The sequence below is a fragment of the Streptomyces chattanoogensis genome, from assembly GCF_001294335.1.
In the GTDB taxonomy this organism is placed as follows: Bacteria; Actinomycetota; Actinomycetes; order Streptomycetales; family Streptomycetaceae; genus Streptomyces; species Streptomyces chattanoogensis.
The window spans coordinates 13,255-33,023 of record NZ_LGKG01000185.1 but is presented as its reverse complement, the minus strand read 5'-3'; the positions used below and the strand labels follow the sequence as shown (position 1 = coordinate 33,023).

Below are 19,769 nucleotides of genomic sequence, written 5' to 3'. Positions count from 1 at the left end.
CATGCACGCTGATCTCTCGCGCCTCACCCACCGCCCGGAGCGGCACTACTCCGGCGTGGTCGCCCAGCAGGGCCGCGTCCAGCTGGACGCCGACGCCAATGAGCAGACCGCGATCCAGCTGTTCCAGGCCCGTACGCTCGCCGCCGATCTGATCGGGCGGCACGGCGGGCCGAGCGACGCCAACGGCTTCAAGATCGACCTGAAGGGCAGCAGCGGCACACTGGACGACCTGATCATCGGCGGCGGCCGCTACTACGTGGACGGCATCCTGCTCGATGCGACCCGGCCGCAGCCCGGAGAGGCGGTTTCCGCGGCGGGAGCAGCCGGAGAGGAACGGAGCGAACAGGGCGAAGCGGGGGAGCACGACGCCGAGGCGGCGGCCGAGCCGGACGCCCCGCCCGCCACCTGGACGTACTGGGACCAGCCCGACGGCTTCCGCGATCCGGAGCGCCCCGAGGACCGGCTGCCCAGCGAGTTCCCGTATCTGGCCTATCTGAAGGTGTGGGAGCGCCTGGTCACCGCGGCGGAGGACCCGGCGCTGCGCGAGGTCGCGCTGGGATCCGCGCTGCCGGACACCGCGGCGCGCACCAAGGTGGTGTGGCAGGTGCTGCCGCTGCCGGGCACGGCGCTCGGGCTGGAGGGCGACAACCCGCCGGTCTCCGAGATCCGCAAGGCGTTCGACACGTGGGCGCAGCAGCAGTCCGCCCCCCGCTCCCGGCTCGCGGCGCGCAGCGAGCGGCCGGACCACGCGGACGACGACCCCTGCCTGGTCAGGCCGGACGCGCGGTACCGGGGCCCGGAGAACCAGCTCTACCGGGTCGAGGTGCACGACGGCGGCGACGCGAAGACCGCCACCTTCAAATGGTCCCGGGAGAACGGGTCCGTCACCTTCCCCGTCGATGAACTGGACGGCACCTGGGTCGAGTTGGCGACCCTCGGCGGTGACGACAAGCTGGATCTGAACGTCGGCGACCGGGTCGAGTTCGTGGACACCGCCGCTACGAGCCGGGGCGAGGCGCTGCCGCTGCTGCGGGTCGAGGAGCTGGATCTGCCCGGGCGGCGGGTGCGCCTCTCGGACGAGCCCGCGGGGGGTGCCGGGCGGCGGCCCGAGCTGCATCCGTATCTGCGGCGCTGGGACCACCGCGAGGGCGGCGCCCGGCAGACGGTCCGGCGGGGCGGCAGGGACGGGCGGCTCAGGCACGGTGCGCTGCCGGTCGAGGAAGGCGGCTGGCTGCCGCTGGAGGACGGCGTCGAGGTGTACTTCGCGGCGGGCGGCAGCTACCGCACCGGCGACTACTGGCTGATCCCGGCCCGTACGGCCACCGGGAGCGTGGAGTGGCCGACGGACGCGGCCCGGCGGCCGCTGCTCCGGCACCCGGCCGGGATCGCCGTGCACTTCGCGCCGCTGGCCTGGGTGCACGGCGAGCAGACGGTGCCCGATCTGCGGCTGGCGTTCCGGCCGCTGGCGGCGGACATCCCGGCGGCGGACGATGCGGCGGTGGCGGCCGAGGAACAGGCGCGGGACGAGGAAACGTATGGCGAGACCGGCGAGCCCGGCGGCCTCGGAACGCAGGGCGGTCCGGCCGCGCCCCCCGCGAGCAGGTCGCAGACGACCGCCGCGGCCGAGGCGGCGGTCGACAGGGCGGACGGCGCGGCGGACGGCGGGCCGGGCGAAGCGGGGGGTGTGGGCTGATGGCCACCCCGCTGACCGCGTCCCAGCTGCTCAAAGCGCTGCGCGACGAGGGGCTGGTCGTCCACGAGGTGCGCAACTGGCGTCGGCACAACCGGAATACCAAGGGCCGGTGGGGGCCGGTGCACGGAGTGATGATCCATCACACCGTCACCCAGGGCACCGAGGCCTCCGTGGATCTGTGTTACGACGGCCATGCCGATCTGCCGGGGCCGCTGTGCCACGGCGTGATCGACAAGCAGGGCGAGGTGCATCTCGTCGGCAACGGCCGGGCCAATCACGCCGGGCTCGGCGACCGCGATGTACTGCAGGCGGTCATCGACGAGACGCCACTGCCCCGGGACGACGCCGCCGACGCCGACGGCAACCGGCACTTCTACGGCTTCGAGTGCATCAACCTCGGCAACGGCGGCGACCCCTGGCCGGAGGAGCAGAAGCGGGCGATCGAGAAGGTCGCGGCGGCGCTCTGCCGGGCGCACCGGTGGAGCGAGCGCTCGGTGATCGGCCACAAGGAGTGGCAGCCGGGGAAGGTCGATCCGCGCGGATTCACGATGGACGGCATGCGGGAACGGATCAGGCGGCGGCTGGCGATGGATCCGGAGGGGCCGCCGGGGGGCGGGGGCGGCGGGGACACGGGCGGCAACGCAGGCGGCGGCGCGGGCGGCGACGGGTCCGGCGGCCGGCCGGTGCCGCCGAAGCCGGAGTACCCGCCGTACGAACCGTTCCCCGGCAGCGGCTTCTTCCGCTCGGGCGAACGCAGTGCGGTGATCGCGGCGATGGGCGAGCGCCTGATCGCCGAAGGCTGCGGCCACTACCGGAGCGGGCGGCCCGGCCCGGACTGGAACGAGGCCCACCGCAAGTCGTACGCCGCCTGGCAGCGCAAGCTCGGGTTCTCGGGCAAGGATGCGGACGGGGTGCCGGGGAAGGCCAGCTGGGAACGGCTGCGGGTACCCAACTCATAGGCAGTTGAAGGGTTTTCGTTGATGGGCCTTCGTTGATGGGCCTTCGTTGATGGGCCTTCGCACAGAAAAAAGCCGGGCGGCTCTCCCCCACAGAGAACCGCCCGGCCGTTCATGGGCGCCGGAGATGATCCGGCGTGGCCCGGCCCGGCTGTCCGTCTCCGCCGAAACGGACGGCCGGGGCTACCTGCCGGCCGGGGTCACCGGCCGGAGGGGATCAGATGCCCTGGACGGGCAGGTGCGGCACGGCCGGCGCCGCCGGGACGGCGGGAACGGCCGGCACGGCCGGGATGTTGGCGGCGTCGGTCAGGTCGGCGGGCACGGCCGGGACGGCCTTGACCGGGGCCAGGCCCTGCGCACCGGCGGCGGCGTCAGCGGCGGTCTTGCGACCGTCCGCCACGACGACGGTGACCAGGCCCTGCGCGAACGGCTTGGCGTCGGTCGCCACACCCTGCGCGAACGGCGTCGCCTGGGCGGTCACGCCCGCCACGAGCACCTGCGCACGGCTGCCGATCGAGGCCGCGAACGGCTTCGCCTTGCCGGCCGCGTCGGTGGCGAGCAGGCCGGTGTTGCCGACGGCGTTCTGGGCGACCGGCACGATCTTGACGACGGCGCGCTGGGCGACGGGCGGCAGCACATCGGCGGCGGTGTTGTCGACGGTCGGACGGGCGGCGGCCAGGGCGGCCTGAGCCTGGCTGGTCAGCTGCTCGGGACGCAGACCGGCACCGGCGAGGGCGGCCAGCAGGTTGTCGACCGAGCCGGGGGCCTTGGGCAGCGCGGGAGCCTTGGGCAGACCCTTGGTCAGGCCGTCGACGTCGGCGGCGGGGACACCCGGGGTGGCGGGCAGCGACGGGGCGCCGGGCAGGTTCGGGGTGCCGGGCAGGTTCGGGACGGCGGGCAGCGCGACGTGGGGGAGCTTGGCGCCCTTGGCGGCCTTCTTGGCCTTCTTCGCGGCCTTCTTGGCGGCCTTCTCCGCCTTCTTGACATCGGCCTTCTTCTGCAGGTCACCGGCGTTGACGTCCGGCAGACCGGCGCCGCCCAGCAGCTTCTTCGCGCCGTCCGCGGCGCCGCTCACGTCACCGAGCTGCGGCAGCTTCGCCTTGCCGGCCGCGCCGCCGACCGTGGTCTTGGCGGTGGTGGTGACGCCGTTGACGGTCTTGGTCACGGTGCCGGTCACGTCGCCGGTGGGCAGGCTCTTCGTGTCGGTCACCGTGCCCAGGTCCGGGGTCGCCGGCAGCTCGGCGGCGTTGGCGGCCACGGAGCCCAGGGCCCACAGGCCCGTGGCAGCGGCGGCAACGACGATGGAACGACGAATGTTCGAGCGCATGGTGGTGAAGTCCTTCGAATTCAGGAGTGGTAGGGCAGACCTGTCTCGCCCCCGCGCGGCAGGTCGGTGGTACAGACGCGGAGCGGTCTGCCCTAGCCGGGGAATTCGAGGATGTCTTCGGCACGGCGGCGCGTCGGGGCGCCATCGGCGGTACGGACGCCACCGGGCAGCAGCCGGAACGGCGTGAAGGGTGCCGGGGTGGCGGCGTGCAGATCCCCGCCACGGGGGCCGTGGCCGTCGCCCGCGCTCTGCGAGGCGGGCGCCACGGGGCCCTGCGGGAACTGTCCCGGCAGGCCGTGATGTCCCTGGTTCCGCTGCTGGTGCAGGGCGGGACGGGGGTGCTGGGAGGCCCGGTGCAGGCCGCCGGTGCAGTGCGCCGGGTGCGGCGTGGCGGCGGAGGCGGCATCGGCCTGGCCGACGGTCCGCGATCCGGCCGGCCGGTCGCCGTGCTGCCGCTTGCCGTGCTCCGGGGCGGTGCCGTCGCCGGGCCGTCCCGTGTGCTCACCGGAGGGCAGCCGCACGGGCGGCGTGACGCCGACGGTGGAGCCGACCTCCTGTACGACGCCGGTCACCGGCCGGGTGACCGGGTCGGTGACCGGAGCGAGCCGCTCGGCGGCGGGCCGTACGGCCTCGGTGACCGCCGTGGAGGCGTCGTCACTGCGCCGGTTGAACCGTTCGCCTGCCGCCTTGCCCTCCTGGGCGAACTCGCCCTCGGAGCCGGACAGCCCTTCCGCCGCCCCGTGCGGGGCGGCCAGCGCGGCTTCCCTGGACACGGGCTGCGTGCCCGTACGGTCGGCGGCGTGTGCGCCGGGACCGAAGAGGAAGCCGAGAGCGGCGAAGGCCACCAGGAAGAGCCCCGCCAGCAGCGCACGCCGCACGGCCACCGTGCGCGGCAGGCGCACGGCGGCAGGCAGGGCGAACACAGCAGACAAGAAGGGGACCTTCCCATACGGACGGGGACACCCGGAACGCGCGGGCGCGCGTGGCCGGTGTCACTCTCGTCGCGGGCGATCGAGCGATGGGTTGATCCTTGCACGAACAGCCAGGTGTCTGGCAAGTCCCCCAGGTGGTCCTGTCACCGTTGCTCCGCCATGTCCGGTATGGGCAGCGGTCGTTTCTCGATGGCGGCGGCCATCACCTCCGGGAAGAGGTCCGGCGTGCACGCGAACGCCGGTGCGCCCAGGGCCGCCAGCGCCGCGGCATGCTCCCGGTCGTAGGCCGGCGCCCCTTCGTCGGAGAGCGCGAGCAGCGTCACGAACTGCACCCCGGCCGCCTTCATCGCGGCGACCCGCTTGAGCATCTCGTCGCGGATGCCGCCCTCGTAGAGGTCGCTGATCAGGACGACGACGGTCTCGGCGGGGCGGGTGATCCGGGACTGGCAGTAGGCGAGCGCGCGGTTGATGTCCGTGCCGCCGCCGAGCTGGGTGCCGAAGAGGACATCGACCGGGTCTTCCAGCTGGTCCGTCAGATCGACCACGGCGGTGTCGAAGACGACCAGGCGGGTGTCGATGGCCCGCATCGAGGCCAGTACGGCGCCGAACACCGAGGCGTAGACGACCGAGGCGGCCATCGAACCGGACTGGTCGATGCAGAGCACCACTTCCTTCTTCACGGACTGGGCGGCCCGGCCGTAGCCGATCAGCCGCTCGGGCACGACCGTGCGGTACTCGGGGAGGTAGTTCTTGAGGTTCGCCCGGATGGTGCGGTCCCAGTCGATGTCGCGGTGACGGGGGCGGTTGATCCGCGCGGAGCGGTCCAGCGCACCGGTGAGGGTGGCGCGGGTGCGGGTCGCCAGCCGCTTCTCCAGCTGCTCGACGACCTTGCGGACCACGGCCCGCGCGGTCTCCTTGGTGGTCTCCGGCATGACCCTGTTGAGCGAGAGCAGGGTGCCCACCAGATGCACGTCCGGCTCCACGGCCTCGAGCATCTCCGGTTCCAGCAGGAGGGAGTTCAGGCCGAGCCGGTCGATGGCGTCGCGCTGCATCACCTGCACGACGGAGGAGGGGAAGTACGTACGGATGTCGCCGAGCCAGCGGGCCACGGAGGGGGCCGAGGCGCCGAGCCCGGCCGAACGCCGGCCGCCGTCGGCCCCCTTGCCGCTCTTGCCGCTGCTGCCGTGGCCGTAGAGCGAGGCAAGTGCCCCGTCCATCGCGGCATCCCGGCCCCGCAGCTCGCATCCGGTGCCGTCCGCCGCACCGCCTCCGAGCACCAGCCGCCAGCGGCGCAGACGCTCGGCCTCGGCGGCCGCCGGGCCGGGCATCGCGGGATCGGACGCTGCGGGATCGGACGCTGCGGGATCGGGCGTCGTCGTGGTCATGGGCGTGCCCCCGTGAGGTCGGAATCCGGTCGTCGGGCGGTGGGGCGGGCCGGGTCGCCGTCCTGGTCCGTCCCCAGCAGCAGGCGCAGCGTGGGGAGTACGGCCGCGGCCCGGTCGCGGTCCAGGCCGGGACCGAAGCCGGGGGCGGCGGCTTCCCCACCGGTCCCACCGGCCTCACTGGTCCCGCTGGCCCCGCCGGCCGGATCGCGGGTGGTGGCCGCGGGCCCGCGCCGGACCAGCTCGCCCAGGGTGCGCCGCACCCCGGACTCGTACTCGGCGAAGGTGCGGCGCAGCAGCGGCAGCACGTCCGTGAACGCGGCGTCCGGCACGCTCGTCAGCCAGCCGTCGACCAGTGCGAGCAGCCGTTCGTCGTGGACCAGCAGCATGCCGCCGTCCCCGCCGCCGACGAAGCCCTCGATCCATCCGGCGGCGTCGGCGGGCGGGGTGCCCGGCGAGAGGGCGAGGCCCATCAGCCGCTCGGCTTCCCCGTCGTCCAACTGGCCGTCGTCCAGGAGGAGTCGCGCGGCCCGGCCGCGGATCAGGCCGGGGACGGCGTCGTCCCGTCTGCTCAGCGCCCGCAGCACCCCGGCCCACCGGGACCGCAGCTCCGGTGTCCCGTCCTCGGGCCGGGCGCCGGCCTCGAGCTGGCCGAGCAGGCCGACGGCCTGATGGGTGGCGTCGAGATGGCCGCGCATCTCCGCGGCGCCGTCGTCGTCCAGCCCGGTGCAGGCCGGCGGCAGTCCGACGAAGACCCGCTCGGCCAGGCCCAGCGCCACATCGCGCAGCACCGCGCCGTCCGTGCCGCGCACATCGCCGTATCGCACGGAGCGGACGAGGGCGGGCAGCGCCTGCGCGAGATGGCCCACGTCCGCGTCCAGCGCCGCGCGGTCGGACAGGGCACGCATCACCACCGGGAGGGCGTCGGGGAGTTCGGCGAGCAGGCACTGCTCGGCGAGCGCCGTCACCTCGGCGAGCGAGGCCGCACCGACCGCCTCGGACGCCGCCTTGGCAGTGGCCGCCGACAGGACGGTGGTGCCCCAGATACCGGCCTCGGCGACCCGCACCGACAGCTCGGGCTCCCAGCGCAGCAGCCAGGTCTCCCGGAAGGTGCCGGTGCTGCCCCGAGAGCGGGTGGGCTCGCCCCAGGGGATGCCGAGCAGCCGCAGCCGGTGCAGCAGGCGGCTGCGTCCGGCGTCGGTCTCCTTGCGCAGGTCCAGCTCCAGTTCCCGTTCCAGCGCCTGCGGCTTGAGGCGCAGCGTCCGCTGGCTGCGGGCGAGATCCCGCTGCAACGGCACCGCGGGGGCGTCCTCGGGCACCTCGCCCAGCAACTCCCCGACCACCAGCCGGTCGTGGATCAGCAGGGACGGGGCGTCGGAGCCGTCGCCCATGACGGCCCGGATCGCGTCATCGGCCTCTGTGAGCCCCGCCAGCGGGCGACCGCGCACCGTGGCCAGCCCCTCGGCGAGCCGCACCGCCTCGATGACATGCGCCGACGACACGGCGTAGTCCTCGTCCCGCAGCACCCCGGCGACCTTGGTCATCCAGCGTTCGACGGGGCGGTCGGGGGAGCTGAAGAGATGGCCGTACCAGCCGGGCGAGGCGATTCCGGCGCCGTAGCCGCTGCGCCGGGAGAGCCGGCGGTGGGTCCACGGCACCCAGGTCACCGCCGCCTTCACCTTGGGCAGCCCCTTGAGCAGCTGCCGGTCGGCGGTCACGGTGCTGCGGCGGGCCAGCGCCGGGACGTGCCAGGCCCCGCACACCACGGCGATGTTGTCGCCGAACTCCCGCCGTGCGTCGCGCAGCCGGAGCCGCATATGGGCCTCGCGCACCGGATCCCGGTCGTGGCCGCCGTCGCCGTACGCCTCGCGCAGCGCGCCCATCGCCTCCGCCAGCGCCGCGAACGGGGCCAGGGCGTCCGCGCCCTCCCCGCTCCCGGCCCCGCGGTGCTCGACGACGTCCTCCCACCAGCGCTCGGGGTCGTCGTAACCGGCGGTTCTGGCCAGGACGCCGAGGGGGTCGATCCGGACATCGGGGGCCTCGGCCTCATCAGCCTCCCGCTCGGCCTTCTCCCCCTCCGTCTTCCCCCCCTCCGTCTTCCCCCCCTCCGTCTTCCCCTCCTCCGTCTTCTCCTCCTCCGTCTTCTCCTCCTCCGCCGTCATGGCCAGGGAGTGCGCTGCGGGCAGATCGATGAAGCGGACCGGGACCTCGCGCTCGAGCGCCCAGCGCAGCGCCACCCACTCCGGGGAGAACTCGGCCAGCGGCCAGAACGCCGCGCGCCCGGGGTCGTCCAGCACATGGGCGAGCAGCGCCACCGGTGGCCGCATGTCCTTGTGCAGGGCCAGCGGCAGCAGCTCGTCCGCCTCCGGCGGGCCCTCGATCAGCACCGCATCGGGCGCGGCCTGCTCCAGCGCGGCCCGCACCGCGCGGGCCGAGCCGGGACCGTGGTGCCGCACGCCGAGCAGCACCGGCTCCCCCGTGCTCCTGGTGGTCATGCGCTCACCTCGCGGCAGGCGCGGTAGAAGTCCTTCCAGCCGGCGCGCTCGCGCACCACGGCCTCCAGATACTCCTGCCATACGACCCGGTCGGCGGCCGGATCGCGGACGACCGCGCCCAGGATGCCCGCGGCCACGTCGCCGGGGCGGAGCACGCCGTCCCCGAAGTGCGCGGCCAGCGCCAGGCCGTTGGTCACCACCGAGATGGCCTCCGCCGTCGACAGCGTGCCGGACGGCGACTTGACCTTGGTCCGGCCGTCGGCGGTGACGCCGTCGCGCAGTTCGCGGAAGACCGTGACGACCCGGCGGATCTCGTCCATGCCCTCCGGGCCGGCCGGCAGATCCAGCGAACGCCCTATCTGCTCGACCCGCCGCGAGACGATGTCCACCTCTTCGTCCGGTGTCGCGGGCAGCGGCAGCACCACGGTGTTGAAGCGGCGGCGCAGCGCGCTGGAGAGGTCGTTGACGCCGCGGTCGCGGTCGTTGGCCGTGGCAATCAGATTGAAGCCGCGGACGGCCTGCACCTCCTGTCCCAGCTCCGGGATGGGGAGGGTCTTCTCCGACAGGACGGTGATGAGGGTGTCCTGGACGTCGGCCGGGATGCGGGTGAGCTCCTCGACCCGCGCGGTCATGCCCTGTGCCATCGCCCGCATCACGGGGCTGGGCACCAGCGCCTCGCGGCTGGGGCCGTTGGCGAGCAGCTGGGCGTAGTTCCAGCCGTAGCGGATCGCCTCTTCGGGGGTGCCGGCGGTGCCCTGGACCAGCAGGGTGGAGTCGCCGCTGACCGCCGCCGCCAGATGCTCGGACACCCAGGTCTTGGCGGTGCCGGGGACGCCGAGCAGCAGCAGTGCGCGGTCCGTGGCGAGGGTGGTCACGGCGACCTCGACGATCCGCCGCGGGCCCACGTATTTGGGTGTGATGACCGTGCCGTCGGCGAGCGTGCCGCCGAGCAGGTAGGTGGCGACCGCCCACGGCGAGAGCCGCCAGCGCTCGGGCCGCGGCCGGTCGTCGGCCGCGGCGAGGGCCTTGAGTTCGTGCGCGAAGGTGTCCTCCGCGTGCGGCCGCAGCGCCTGGTCGTTCGCTGTCGTGGTGCTGGTCTCGGACTTGGCCGACATGGCTCCCCCTCGTCGCAGAAATGCCGTGGCAACGCCTGCGGCACGCCGCGGAATCCGCACCGGCCGCCTGCTGGAGAACAAGCCTGCACCAGACCACTGACAACGCCCCGAAAACCGTCTCTGGCCTGCTACTTCACTGTGCGGAACGGCGATTGTCAGTGGCGGGTCGTAGCGTCGGAGACATGAATCCGCAGGGGGAACGCTGGACGACGGATCAGGTGCTCGCGATGGCGCCTGACGATGCCTCACGCAAGGCGGGCGGGAAGCTCGCCGCGCCCGGACCGTGGTCGGAGACGGGCGCGGACGGCGGCGCGGTGTGGGGCCAGTGCAAGGGCAGCGGCAAGAAGCCGTATCAAGCCGTCATCGACGTCACCGGGCCTGCATTCAAGTGCAGTTGCCCGAGCCGCAAGTTTCCGTGCAAGCACGCGCTGGGCCTGCTGCTGCTCTGGGCGGGCGACCCGGGGGAGGTGCCGGCCGGGGAGCCGCCGCAGTGGGCAGGGGAATGGCTGGCGGGGCGCCGGGAGAGGGCTGAGCGGGCCGCGGGCGCGGCGGCCGGAGGCAGCGCGGCGGCGCGCACGCCGGCCGATCCGGAGGCGGCCAGGCGGCGGGCGGAGCGCCGGCTGCAGCGGATCGACGCCGGCGCCACGGAGCTGGAGCAGCGCCTGGAGGACCTGCTGCGCACGGGCCTGACGGCGGCCGAAGGCGCCGGCTACAGCGCCTGGGACGAGACGGCCGCGCGGATGGTCGACGCCCAGGCTCCCGGACTCGCCTCCCGCGTACGGGAGTTGGGGTCGGTGGTGGCCTCGGGGGCGAACTGGCCGGCCCGGATGCTGGAGGAGTGCGCGCTGCTGCATCTCCTCGACCAGGGATTCCTGGGGAGGGAGCGGCTGCCGGCCGCGCTCGCCGCGACGGTGCGCTCGCGCGTCGGCCTGACCACGGACGCGGCCGACGTATTGGCCGGGCCCGATGCGGTGACGGTCCGGGACCGCTGGCTGGTGCTCGCCCAGGAGGACAGCGACGACGGCAAGCTGACCAGCCGCCGCATTTTTCTGCGCGGCGAGCGCACGGGCCGGATGGCGCTGCATCTCTCCTTCGGCGGTGCGGGCCGCCCCTTGGACCTGGCCCTGCCGCCGGGTCTGGTGCTCGACGCGGATCTGGCCTACTACCCGGGCGCCCGCCCGCTGCGCGCCGCCCTGGGCGAGCGGCACGCCCCGGCCGCCCCCGGCCCGGTGCCGCCCGGCTGCGGTATCGACGCCGCCCTGGCCGCGTACGGCGACGCGCTGCGCGACGACCCCTGGCTGGACTCCTGGCCGGTGGTGCTCGCCGATGTCACCCCGGTCCCGCCCCGGGACGGCGCGGGCTGGCAACTGGCCGACGCGGACGGGGAGTCGGCGCTCCCGCTGGACCCGCGCGCCTCGGGCCGTACGGGCCTGTGGCAGCTGGCCGCCATATCGGGCGGTGCACCGATCACGGTCTTCGGCGAATGCGGCCACCGCGGCTTCCTGCCGCTGACCGCCTGGGACCCCACGCCGGTGTCCCTGTGACCCGCCGCGCCGCCGGCACCCCTGCCCACCGCCGCCCGACATCCGGAGAGACCCCATGACGAGCACATCGCCGAAGACCGCACCGCAGCCGACCGCCCCACCGCATACCACTCCCGCCTGGGAGGATCTGGTCACCGCCGCCCTGCTCGGCACGGAGCGGCGGATGCCACCGGTGCCGCTGCGGTCCGTCCGGAGCCCGGCGGCCGCGCTGCTGGACGCGGCCGCCGTGAGCACGGTCCGCCGCCGCGCCGCGCTGCGCCCGGCCCTGGCCGGGGAGCGGCCCGCCCCGGCGCCGGCCGACCCGCGGCCCCCGCTGCCGGCCGCCGCGCGCCACCGGCTGTCCCTGCTGCTCGCCGACCGCGGCGGCACCGGCGACGGCAGCCGCCGCGGCGCCGCCCCCGACCTCACCGAGCTGCTGCCCCAGTGGCTCACCGCCGCCCAGGAGTACGGCTATCGCGCCCCCGGGGCGCTGCTGCCCGCGCTGCTCGACGCCGCCCGCGCCCGTACGGACCTGCGGCCCGCCGCGCTCGCCCTGGCGGGCCCGCGCGCCCTGTGGCTGGCCCGGCTCAACGACGACTGGGCGTTCGCGCTGCGCGGCACCACAGGCCCCGCGGCCGTGCCGGGCACCGAGGACCCCGAGGGCGTACGGCGCCTGTGGGAGGAGGGCCTGTTCGCCGAGCGCGTCACCCTGCTGACGGCGCTGCGCCGCCGGGACCCGGCGGCCGGCCTCGCCCTCCTCGGCACCACCTGGGCCACCGAGCGCGCCGAGGACCGTCTGATGTTCCTCGACGCGCTGCGCGAGGGCCTCTCCGCCGCCGATGAGCCCTTCCTCGAGCAGGCACTGTCCGACCGCAGCCGCAATGTCCGCGCCACGGCCGCCGAACTGCTCTCCGCGCTGCCCGGCTCGGCGCTCGCCGCCCGCATGGCGGAGCGCGCCCACGCCCACGTCGGCCTGGGCCGCACCTCCGGCCCGGTGATCACCGTCGAGGCGCCCCAGGAGTGCGATGCGGGGATGCAGCGGGACGGCGTGGCACCCAAGCCGCCCTCCGGGCGCGGCCAGGGCGCCTGGTGGCTGAGCCAGTTGCTGGAGGCGGCCCCGCTGGACGCCTGGCGCGACCGGTTCGACGGCCGCACCCCGGCCGAGATCATCGCCCTGCCGGTGGCCGACAACTGGCGGACGGAGCTGCACGACGCCTGGTGCCGCGCCGCCGTGCGCCAGCGGGACGCCGACTGGGCGCGGGCACTGCTGGGCGCGCCCGCCACCGCGGACCGGGCCACCGAGGTGGCGCCGCCCGGCTCGTCCCGCGATCTGGCCAAGCTGCTGTCCGTACTGCCCGAGGACGAACGCGCCCTGTGGGTGGCGGAGTTCATCGCCGCACACGGCCTCTCGGACGCCTTCCGGATGCTGGGCGTCTGCGCCGTCCCCTGGGCCGAGCCGCTGGGCCGGTCGGTCGTCGACGCACTGGACATCGCCCGGGACGCGGGCAGCTATCCGTGGAGCTTCAGCGGGGTGATGGGCCTGGCCGAGCGCTGTCTGGACCCGGCCGCCGCGGACCGTCTCGACATGCTCACCGCCGTCACCGACGAGCCCGAAGGCGCCTCCCCGGGCTCCGGCGGCTACTGGTCCGAGGCCTTCCAGCGCCTGGTCGGCACGCTGCGCCTGCGCGCCACCATGCACGCCGAACTCACCGGTCCCGCCGACACCGCCGACGGAACCGGAAACGGGACCGGCGCAGCCGCACCGGCCGCATCATGACCGCCCGCCCACGACCGCCCAGGCCACCGGCACCGGCACGGAACCCGCACCACCGCGCGGCCCCCGTGCGCCCTCCCCGCGCCGCGGCCTCAGGCGGCCGGCGGCCGTACGTTGGCGTTGACCCACTCCACGATCGAGGTGGTCGTCGCGCCCGGCGTGAAGATCTCCGCGACGCCCTGCGCCTTGAGCGGAGCGATGTCCGCCTCCGGGATGATGCCGCCGCCGAAGACCTTGATGTCCGCCGCGTCGCGCTCCTCCAGCAGGGCGATCACCTTCGCGAACAGCGTGTTGTGCGCGCCCGAGAGGATCGACAGCCCGATCGCGTCGGCATCCTCCTGGATGGCGGTGTCGACGATCTGCTCCGGCGTCTGGTGCAGACCGGTGTAGATGACCTCCATACCGGCGTCGCGCAGCGCCCGTGCGATCACCTTGGCGCCGCGGTCGTGGCCGTCCAGCCCCGGCTTGGCCACCACGACCCGGATCGGCCCCGGCCTGCCCGCCGCGCCCTGGCTCTGCGCCTGCGCTCCGTCGTGCCGAGCCACACTCATCACTGCCTCCAAGCCAAGTACGGCACCCGCCGTACGGTGCCGCCGAGCCGACAATCGATCGCGCGGCCACGATCGGCGGCCACGAGCGTGAACGAACGTTATCTCCAGCATCGCGTACCCAGCCGTTTCGTGACATGCGGCGAGGGGGAAATCACACACGGGACCCATCCGCCAGGCGCCGCGTCCCGCGTATCGCACCGCCACGGGACGGCAGGGTGCACGCGGAGACGGGCGCACGGGAAGCCGCAGCCGGGCCATCGCGCCGTTTGGTGCGCCTCCCGCATGCCCTCCGGGAGGTCGACCATGCAGTCCCCTCTGCTCACCCGTGTCTCCTCCCTCCCGCTCCTCCTGCGCAGCACCGCCATGGATCTGATGGTCCTCGCCGGCCATCTGCTCCTCTACCCCACCGGCATCACCCAGGAGCAGCCCATCCCGCACCCCAGGCCCGCCACCCCCGGAGCCCCGGCCGTCCTCCCGACGGAGGGCCGCGCCCACCCGCCCGTCCTCCTGCTCCACGGCTTCATCGACAACCGTTCCGTCTTCGTCCTGCTGCGCCGCTCGCTGCGCCGGCACGGCTGGCGCCATCTCGAGGCGCTCAACTACTCCCCGCTGACCTGCGATCTGCGCAGGGCCGCCGAGCTCCTCGGCCGCCATGTGGAAGAGGTGTGCGCCCGGACCGGTCACCGCCGGGTGGACATCGTGGGCCACAGCCTCGGCGGGCTCATCGCCCGCTATTACGTCCAGCGCCTCGGCGGCGACGCCCGCGTCCGCACCCTGGTCACTCTCGGCACGCCGCACTCCGGCACCCGTGTCGCGCCCCTGATGTCGGCGCATCCGCTCGTCCGCCAGATGCGGCCGGATTCCCGGGTGATAGCGGAGCTGTCGCTGCCGGCGCCGCACTGCCGGACCCGGTTCGTCGCTTTCTGGAGCGATACGGACCAGGTGATGGTGCCCGCCGACACGGCCCGGATCGATCACCCGGATTTGCTCGCGGACAACGTGCATGTCTCCGGTGTCGGACATCTCGCGCTACCGGTCAACTCCACCGTCGCGGCCGGAATACGTCGCGCATTGACCTCGGCACACACCGCGGAAGACGCAGAAAGCGCCATTTCGGTGGCCTGAATGCATCGCACGCCACGCCGCGGCCGCCCGGAGTTCATGACCTGATCTCGACTTTTCCTCGAACAGATCTCGAACGACGCGCCAAAAACTCGCATGTGGGCTCCCGAAAGGCGGCCAAATGCCCGTTCTCCCCGAGACGGAAACCTCTGGAAGATTGTCGACGTCGCGTACCGCCGGGTACAGTCGCCGCTAATTCTCCTGCTGCCGAGGCGAAAGAGAAGTTGGTGAACGACCGTCACCCATCGGGCTACCCGACCTATGACGCCTACGGGCAGCAGCACTCCGCGTCCGGCTACGGCGAGTACGGCGACGGCGACCCTCTCTTCGGCTCACTTCCCGGCTCGCACGAAACGGGCCAGTACGCAACGGGTCAATACGCAACGGGTCAATACGACTCGGGTGCCGATACATACGGCACCGGTACGTATGCGACCGGCGCGTATGACGCGGGTACCTACGACACAGGTACGTATGCCACGGGCACGTACGCCAACGGCGGCTACGAGACGGGTGCGTACGCCACCACCGCATACGACGGCACCGGTGCGTACGACACCGGAAGCTACGCCACGACGGGCGCGTACGACACCGGTGCCTACGACGTCTCCGACCCGTACGCCCACACCGCATACGAGGCCTCCGGTCCCGAGCAGCAGTACCAGCAGTACGAGCAGTACGAGCCGCAAGGGCAGCTCGCGTACGGCACCGGTACCTACGACCTCGGCGGCTACGACCCCGGCAGCTACGACACGGGCACGTACGCCACCGGCGCCTACGACACCGCCGGCCATGACGCCACCGCGGTCTGGTCGACCGTGGACCAGGACCTGCTCGCCGACATCCCCACGCAGGCCGGCCCCTCGCCGTACGAAAACGCCGGGTTCGAGACGGCCCAGTTCGAGACGGCCCAGTTCGAGACGGCCGGGTTCGAGGCCGGCTCCCCCGCCGAGCCCGCCGGCGACCACCCCGCCGCCGGCACTACCGACGAAGCCGTCTCCGTGGCCGAGGCGATGACCCAGGCCATGCCGGTCACCGCCGCCGCCCCCGAGCCCCGGCGGGTCGTCGGACCGGCGGCCGGGAAGGCCGTACGGGGCCGGGGCCGGCGCCGTACCGCCAAGCGCTCGGCGCTGCTGACCGTCGCGGTGCCGTCCGTCGCCGCCATGGGCGTGTGCGCGGCCGCGGCCGCCTCCGTCACCGGGTTCGTCGGGGACGACAAGAAGGACGAGAAGACCACCCAGGCCGCAGGGGACGAGGCGTCGGTCAAGGCGTCCGCGGTCAACAAGAGGCTCGACAGCCAGCTCGCCGGACTCAGCGCGGACGCCCGGGACTTCGGCGACCGGGCGAACCGCACCCAGGAGCGGATCGACCTCAAGGAACGCCAGGCCCTCGAGAAGAAGCGCGCGGCGGAGGAGGCGGCCCGCAAGGAGGCCCTGCGGCCCAAGTTCGTGCTGCCGGTCACCGAGCACGGCCTGAGCGCGCTCTTCGGCCAGGCCGGTGTGAACTGGATGTCCGTCCACACCGGAATCGACTTCCCGGTCAGCTACGGCACCCCCGTGATGGCCGCCACCGACGGCACCATCCGCACCCAGTGGAACTCCGCCTACGGCAACATGGCGATCGTGACGTCGCCCGACGGCACGGAGACCTGGTACTGCCATCTCAGCAGCACCAAGATCCGTTCCGGTTCGATCAAGGCCGGTGACACCATTGCCTACTCGGGCAACTCCGGAAACTCCACCGGCCCGCATCTGCACTTCGAGGTGCGGCCCGGCGGGGACGAGGCCATAGACCCGATCCCGTGGCTGCGCAGCCACGGCCTCAACCCGAACTGACCGCCGCCCCCGCCCCGCCCCTTGTCGGGCGGGCTGTACCGCTACAGCTTCTCCACCGGCGCATACCGCAGCAGCAGCCGCTTGGGCTTCTCGCCGCCGAAGTCGATGGTCGCCTCGGCGTTGTCACCGCTGCCCTTGACGCCGACGACCGTACCCAGGCCGAAGCTGTCGTGGGTGACGCGGTCGCCGACGGCCAGCGAGACCGCCTGGCGGTCCCCGGCGCGGCGCGTGGCGAAGCCGCTGGGGCCCTTCGAGCGGGCCGACGACAGCGTGGCCCCGATGCCCCCGCCGAAGCCTCCCCCACCGCGCGACGACAGCCCGCCCATGGACGCGGACGGTGTCGCCGGGCCCGTACGCTTCCACTCCACGTAGCCGTCCGGGATCTCCTCCAGGAACCGGGAGGGCGGGTTGTACGAGGGCTGGCCCCAGGCGCTGCGCATCGTCGAGCGGGTGACGTACAGCCGCTCGCGGGCGCGCGTGATGCCCACATAGGCCAGCCGGCGCTCCTCCTCCAGCTCCTTGGTCTGCCCCAGGGCGCGCATATGCGGGAAGACGCCGTCCTCCATGCCGGTCAGGAAGACGACCGGGAATTCCAGGCCCTTGGCGGTGTGCAGCGTCATGAGCGTGATGACGCCCGTGCCGTCCTCGTCGTCGTCGGGGATCTGGTCGGAGTCGGCGACCAGCGCGACCTGCTCGAGGAATTCCGAGAGCGTGCCCGGACCCGGGGCGGCAGCCCCCTCTGCCGCAGCCTCGCCCCGCTCCTGCTCGAACTCCAGGGCCACCGAGGCGAGTTCCTGGAGGTTCTCGATCCGGGTCTCGTCCTGGGGGTCGGTGGAGGACTGGAGCTCGGCGAGATAGCCCGTACGCTCCAGGACGGCCTCCAGGACCGTGGCGGGCCCGGCGCCGGACTCCACGATCGTGCGCAGCTCCTCCATCAGGACGTTGAAGCGCTTGACGGCGTTGGCGGAGCGGGCGGCCATGCCGTACGCCTCGTCGACCCGGCGCAGCGCCTGCGGGAAGGTGATCTTCTCGCGGGAGGAGAGGGCGTCGATCATGGCCTCGGCACGCTCGCCGATGCCGCGCTTGGGGACGTTGAGGATCCGGCGCAGCGGGACGGAGTCCTCGGGGTTGGCGAGCACCCGCAGATACGCGAGGACGTCGCGGACCTCCTTGCGCTCGTAGAAGCGCACCCCGCCGACGACCTTGTACGGGAGCCCGACCCGGATGAAGATCTCTTCGAAGACACGGGACTGGGCGTTGGTGCGGTAGAAGACGGCGACCTCGCCGGCCTTGGCGTCGCCCGCGTCCGTCAGCCGGTCGATCTCGTCGGCGACGAACTGCGCCTCGTCGTGCTCGGTGTCCGCGACATAGCCGGTGATCTTGGGGCCGGCGCCGGCGTCCGTCCAGAGGTTCTTGGGGCGGCGGTTCTCGTTGCGCTCGATGACGGCGTTGGCGGCGGACAGGATCGTCTGGCTGGAGCGGTAGTTCTGCTCCAGCAGGATCGTGGTCGCGTCCGGGTAGTCCTCCTCGAACTGGAGGATGTTACGGATCGTGGCACCGCGGAAGGCGTAGATCGACTGGTCGGCGTCGCCGACGACGCACAGCTCGGCGGCGGGCACCTCGGCGGTCCCCGGGCCGACCAGTTCGCGGACGAGGGTGTACTGGGCGTGGTTGGTGTCCTGGTACTCGTCGACGAGGACATGGCGGAAGCGGCGGCGGTAGTGCTCGGCGACATCCGGGAAGGCCTGGAGCAGATTGACCGTCGTCATGATGATGTCGTCGAAGTCCAGGGCGTTGGCCTCGCGCAGCCGCGACTGGTACATCGCATACGCCTCGGCCAGGGTCTTCTCGAAACCGTCGGCGGCCGTCCCGGCGAAGGTCTCCTCGTCGATGAGCTCGTTCTTGAGGTTGGAGATCTTGGCGCTGAAGGACTTGGGCGGGAAGCGCTTGGGGTCCAGGTCGAGGTCGCGGCAGACCAGGGCCATCAGGCGCTTGGAGTCGGCTGCGTCGTAGATCGAGAAGGACGAGGTGAAGCCCAGCTTCTTGCTTTCCCGGCGGAGGATGCGGACGCAGGCGCTGTGGAAGGTGGAGACCCACATGGCGTGGGCGCGCGGGCCGACGAGCTCCTCCACGCGCTCCTTCATCTCGCCCGCGGCCTTGTTCGTGAACGTGATCGCGAGGATCTGGCCGGGGTGGACATGGCGCTCGGCGAGCAGATGAGCGATGCGGTGGGTGAGCACCCGGGTCTTGCCGGAGCCGGCGCCGGCGACGATCAGCAGCGGGCTGCCGTGATGCACCACGGCGGCCTTCTGCTCGTCGTTGAGCCCCTCGAGCAGCGCGGCCGGGTCGACGGCGGGGCGGGCGGCGCCGTCGCGGTAGTACGCCTCGCGGGGCACCGGCGCGTCGAACCTCCCGCCGAAGAGGTCGGCGGGGATCTCCTCCGGGGCCGGGCCGTGCTCGTCCTCGGGCGGCGGCGGGTGCTCGTCCTCGCCCTTGGGGCCGAGGTCCGCCAGGAAGCTGTCGTCAAAGAGGCTGCTCATCGCCCACCGAGTCTAGGCCGCCGGACTGACAGCGTGCGGCCACGTCTGCTGATCCGGCGGCCGGGGCCCGGCTTCCGGGCTTCGTCGTCCGGGCTTTGACGTGCGGGCTTCGGCGTCGGGCGGGCTCCACAAGGTTTTCGACAGGAACTGTGGGGAGGCGCCCCGTGACATCGAGCAGCCAGCAGTGTCCCCACCGGCCGCCGTTGGACCCCGCGCCCTTCAGATAACGAAAAGGTTTCGGGCATATCGAACATCAGCCTTCACAGGGGCCACACGAGTTGGCTACCGTGCCTGCTCGGGCAGCCCGCCTCCCCGCGGACGACAGCGTGCGCACGGGCCGCCCCCGCCGAGTCCGGCCCTGCCCCCAGGCACCCGGAGCCGGGGACCCACCAGCACCACCGGGGTGAATCGATCGGTGCGGCCGCCAGGGGCGGACGTACGGACCGTAGGGCAAGCCTTCCGTCTGCGACACCGCCCGAACCCGACAGCTAACCCGGTAGGCGGTCCACGGAAGGAGTTGCCGG

The 19,769-nt window shown here is 73.3% G+C and carries 13 protein-coding genes and 1 riboswitch; of the genes, 6 read left to right on the top strand and 7 right to left on the bottom strand.

The genetic code is table 11. The features are described 5' to 3' along the window. Position 1 precedes the first annotated feature (1 nt). A complete protein-coding gene (locus tag ADL29_RS34825; RefSeq protein WP_053927518.1) occupies positions 2-1,693 on the top strand; it encodes a DUF6519 domain-containing protein in 1,692 nt (563 codons plus the stop codon). Continuing rightward, positions 1,693-2,652: a peptidoglycan-binding protein gene (locus ADL29_RS34820; protein WP_053927517.1), complete on the top strand. Its 960-nt coding sequence runs from the start codon at positions 1,693-1,695 to the stop codon at positions 2,650-2,652. Before ADL29_RS34825 ends, ADL29_RS34820 begins: the two co-directional genes overlap by 1 nt. 214 nt (positions 2,653-2,866) lie before the next feature. On the opposite strand, the gene ADL29_RS34815 is transcribed toward ADL29_RS34820, so the two are convergent. From ADL29_RS34815 to ADL29_RS34795, 5 genes are all read right to left on the bottom strand, one after another. After that, positions 2,867-3,976, bottom strand: a complete 1,110-nt coding sequence (locus ADL29_RS34815) for a hypothetical protein (protein ID WP_053927516.1) — start codon at positions 3,974-3,976, stop codon at positions 2,867-2,869. A gap of 92 nt (positions 3,977-4,068) precedes the next feature. Then, positions 4,069-4,908, bottom strand: coding sequence for a hypothetical protein (locus ADL29_RS34810; protein ID WP_157878653.1), 840 nt, complete (start codon positions 4,906-4,908; stop codon positions 4,069-4,071). Between the two features lie 143 nt (positions 4,909-5,051). After that, positions 5,052-6,236, bottom strand: a complete 1,185-nt coding sequence (locus tag ADL29_RS34805; RefSeq protein WP_053927635.1) for a VWA domain-containing protein — start codon at positions 6,234-6,236, stop codon at positions 5,052-5,054. A gap of 53 nt (positions 6,237-6,289) precedes the next feature. Further along, the gene (locus ADL29_RS34800; RefSeq protein ID WP_053927514.1) at positions 6,290-8,785 is read right to left on the bottom strand and encodes a DUF5682 family protein; all 2,496 of its coding nucleotides are present in this window, start codon (positions 8,783-8,785) and stop codon (positions 6,290-6,292) included. Further along, positions 8,782-9,900, bottom strand: coding sequence for an ATP-binding protein (locus ADL29_RS34795; protein WP_053927513.1), 1,119 nt, complete (start codon positions 9,898-9,900; stop codon positions 8,782-8,784). The genes ADL29_RS34800 and ADL29_RS34795 overlap by 4 nt, the downstream gene beginning before the upstream one ends. Positions 9,901-10,082: 182 nt before the next feature. On the opposite strand from ADL29_RS34795, the gene ADL29_RS34790 reads away from it, so the two are divergent. Then, positions 10,083-11,444: an SWIM zinc finger family protein gene (locus ADL29_RS34790; protein WP_053927512.1), complete on the top strand. Its 1,362-nt coding sequence runs from the start codon at positions 10,083-10,085 to the stop codon at positions 11,442-11,444. Between the two features lie 55 nt (positions 11,445-11,499). After that, positions 11,500-13,200, top strand: a complete 1,701-nt coding sequence (locus tag ADL29_RS34785) for a DUF5691 domain-containing protein (RefSeq protein WP_053927511.1) — start codon at positions 11,500-11,502, stop codon at positions 13,198-13,200. An 89-nt stretch (positions 13,201-13,289) separates the two neighbouring features. Here the strand turns inward: ADL29_RS34785 and ADL29_RS34780 are convergent, their stop codons facing one another. Beyond that, on the bottom strand, positions 13,290-13,748 hold the full coding sequence (locus ADL29_RS34780) for a cobalamin B12-binding domain-containing protein (RefSeq protein WP_046926436.1): 459 nt from the start codon (positions 13,746-13,748) through the stop codon (positions 13,290-13,292). Between the two features lie 303 nt (positions 13,749-14,051). On the opposite strand from ADL29_RS34780, the gene ADL29_RS34775 reads away from it, so the two are divergent. Both ADL29_RS34775 and ADL29_RS34770 read left to right on the top strand, forming a co-directional pair. Next, positions 14,052-14,873: an esterase/lipase family protein gene (locus tag ADL29_RS34775; RefSeq protein WP_053927510.1), complete on the top strand. Its 822-nt coding sequence runs from the start codon at positions 14,052-14,054 to the stop codon at positions 14,871-14,873. Between the two features lie 224 nt (positions 14,874-15,097). Further along, the gene (locus ADL29_RS34770; protein WP_053927509.1) at positions 15,098-16,705 is read left to right on the top strand and encodes a M23 family metallopeptidase; all 1,608 of its coding nucleotides are present in this window, start codon (positions 15,098-15,100) and stop codon (positions 16,703-16,705) included. Between the two features lie 41 nt (positions 16,706-16,746). Here the strand turns inward: ADL29_RS34770 and pcrA are convergent, their stop codons facing one another. Continuing rightward, entirely contained in the window at positions 16,747-19,245 is a 2,499-nt protein-coding gene (pcrA, locus tag ADL29_RS34765; protein ID WP_053927508.1) for a DNA helicase PcrA, read from the bottom strand. A 349-nt stretch (positions 19,246-19,594) separates the two neighbouring features. Beyond that, positions 19,595-19,764, top strand: a riboswitch (cyclic di-AMP (ydaO/yuaA leader). Positions 19,765-19,769 lie beyond the last annotated feature (5 nt).

What these genes read in the sequence shown, in the direction of transcription:
- ADL29_RS34825 (WP_053927518.1), top strand. Translation starts at nt 2, where the DNA reads ATGCACGCTGATCTCTCGCGCCTCACCCACCGCCCGGAGCGGCACTAC.
- ADL29_RS34820 (WP_053927517.1), top strand. Translation starts at nt 1,693, where the DNA reads ATGGCCACCCCGCTGACCGCGTCCCAGCTGCTCAAAGCGCTGCGCGAC.
- ADL29_RS34815 (WP_053927516.1), bottom strand. Translation starts at nt 3,976, where the DNA reads ATGCGCTCGAACATTCGTCGTTCCATCGTCGTTGCCGCCGCTGCCACG.
- ADL29_RS34805 (WP_053927635.1), bottom strand. Translation starts at nt 6,236, where the DNA reads ATGCCCGGCCCGGCGGCCGCCGAGGCCGAGCGTCTGCGCCGCTGGCGG.
- ADL29_RS34800 (WP_053927514.1), bottom strand. Translation starts at nt 8,785, where the DNA reads ATGACCACCAGGAGCACGGGGGAGCCGGTGCTGCTCGGCGTGCGGCAC.
- ADL29_RS34795 (WP_053927513.1), bottom strand. Translation starts at nt 9,900, where the DNA reads ATGTCGGCCAAGTCCGAGACCAGCACCACGACAGCGAACGACCAGGCG.
- ADL29_RS34790 (WP_053927512.1), top strand. Translation starts at nt 10,083, where the DNA reads ATGAATCCGCAGGGGGAACGCTGGACGACGGATCAGGTGCTCGCGATG.
- ADL29_RS34785 (WP_053927511.1), top strand. Translation starts at nt 11,500, where the DNA reads ATGACGAGCACATCGCCGAAGACCGCACCGCAGCCGACCGCCCCACCG.
- ADL29_RS34780 (WP_046926436.1), bottom strand. Translation starts at nt 13,748, where the DNA reads ATGAGTGTGGCTCGGCACGACGGAGCGCAGGCGCAGAGCCAGGGCGCG.
- ADL29_RS34775 (WP_053927510.1), top strand. Translation starts at nt 14,052, where the DNA reads ATGCAGTCCCCTCTGCTCACCCGTGTCTCCTCCCTCCCGCTCCTCCTG.
- pcrA (WP_053927508.1), bottom strand. Translation starts at nt 19,245, where the DNA reads ATGAGCAGCCTCTTTGACGACAGCTTCCTGGCGGACCTCGGCCCCAAG.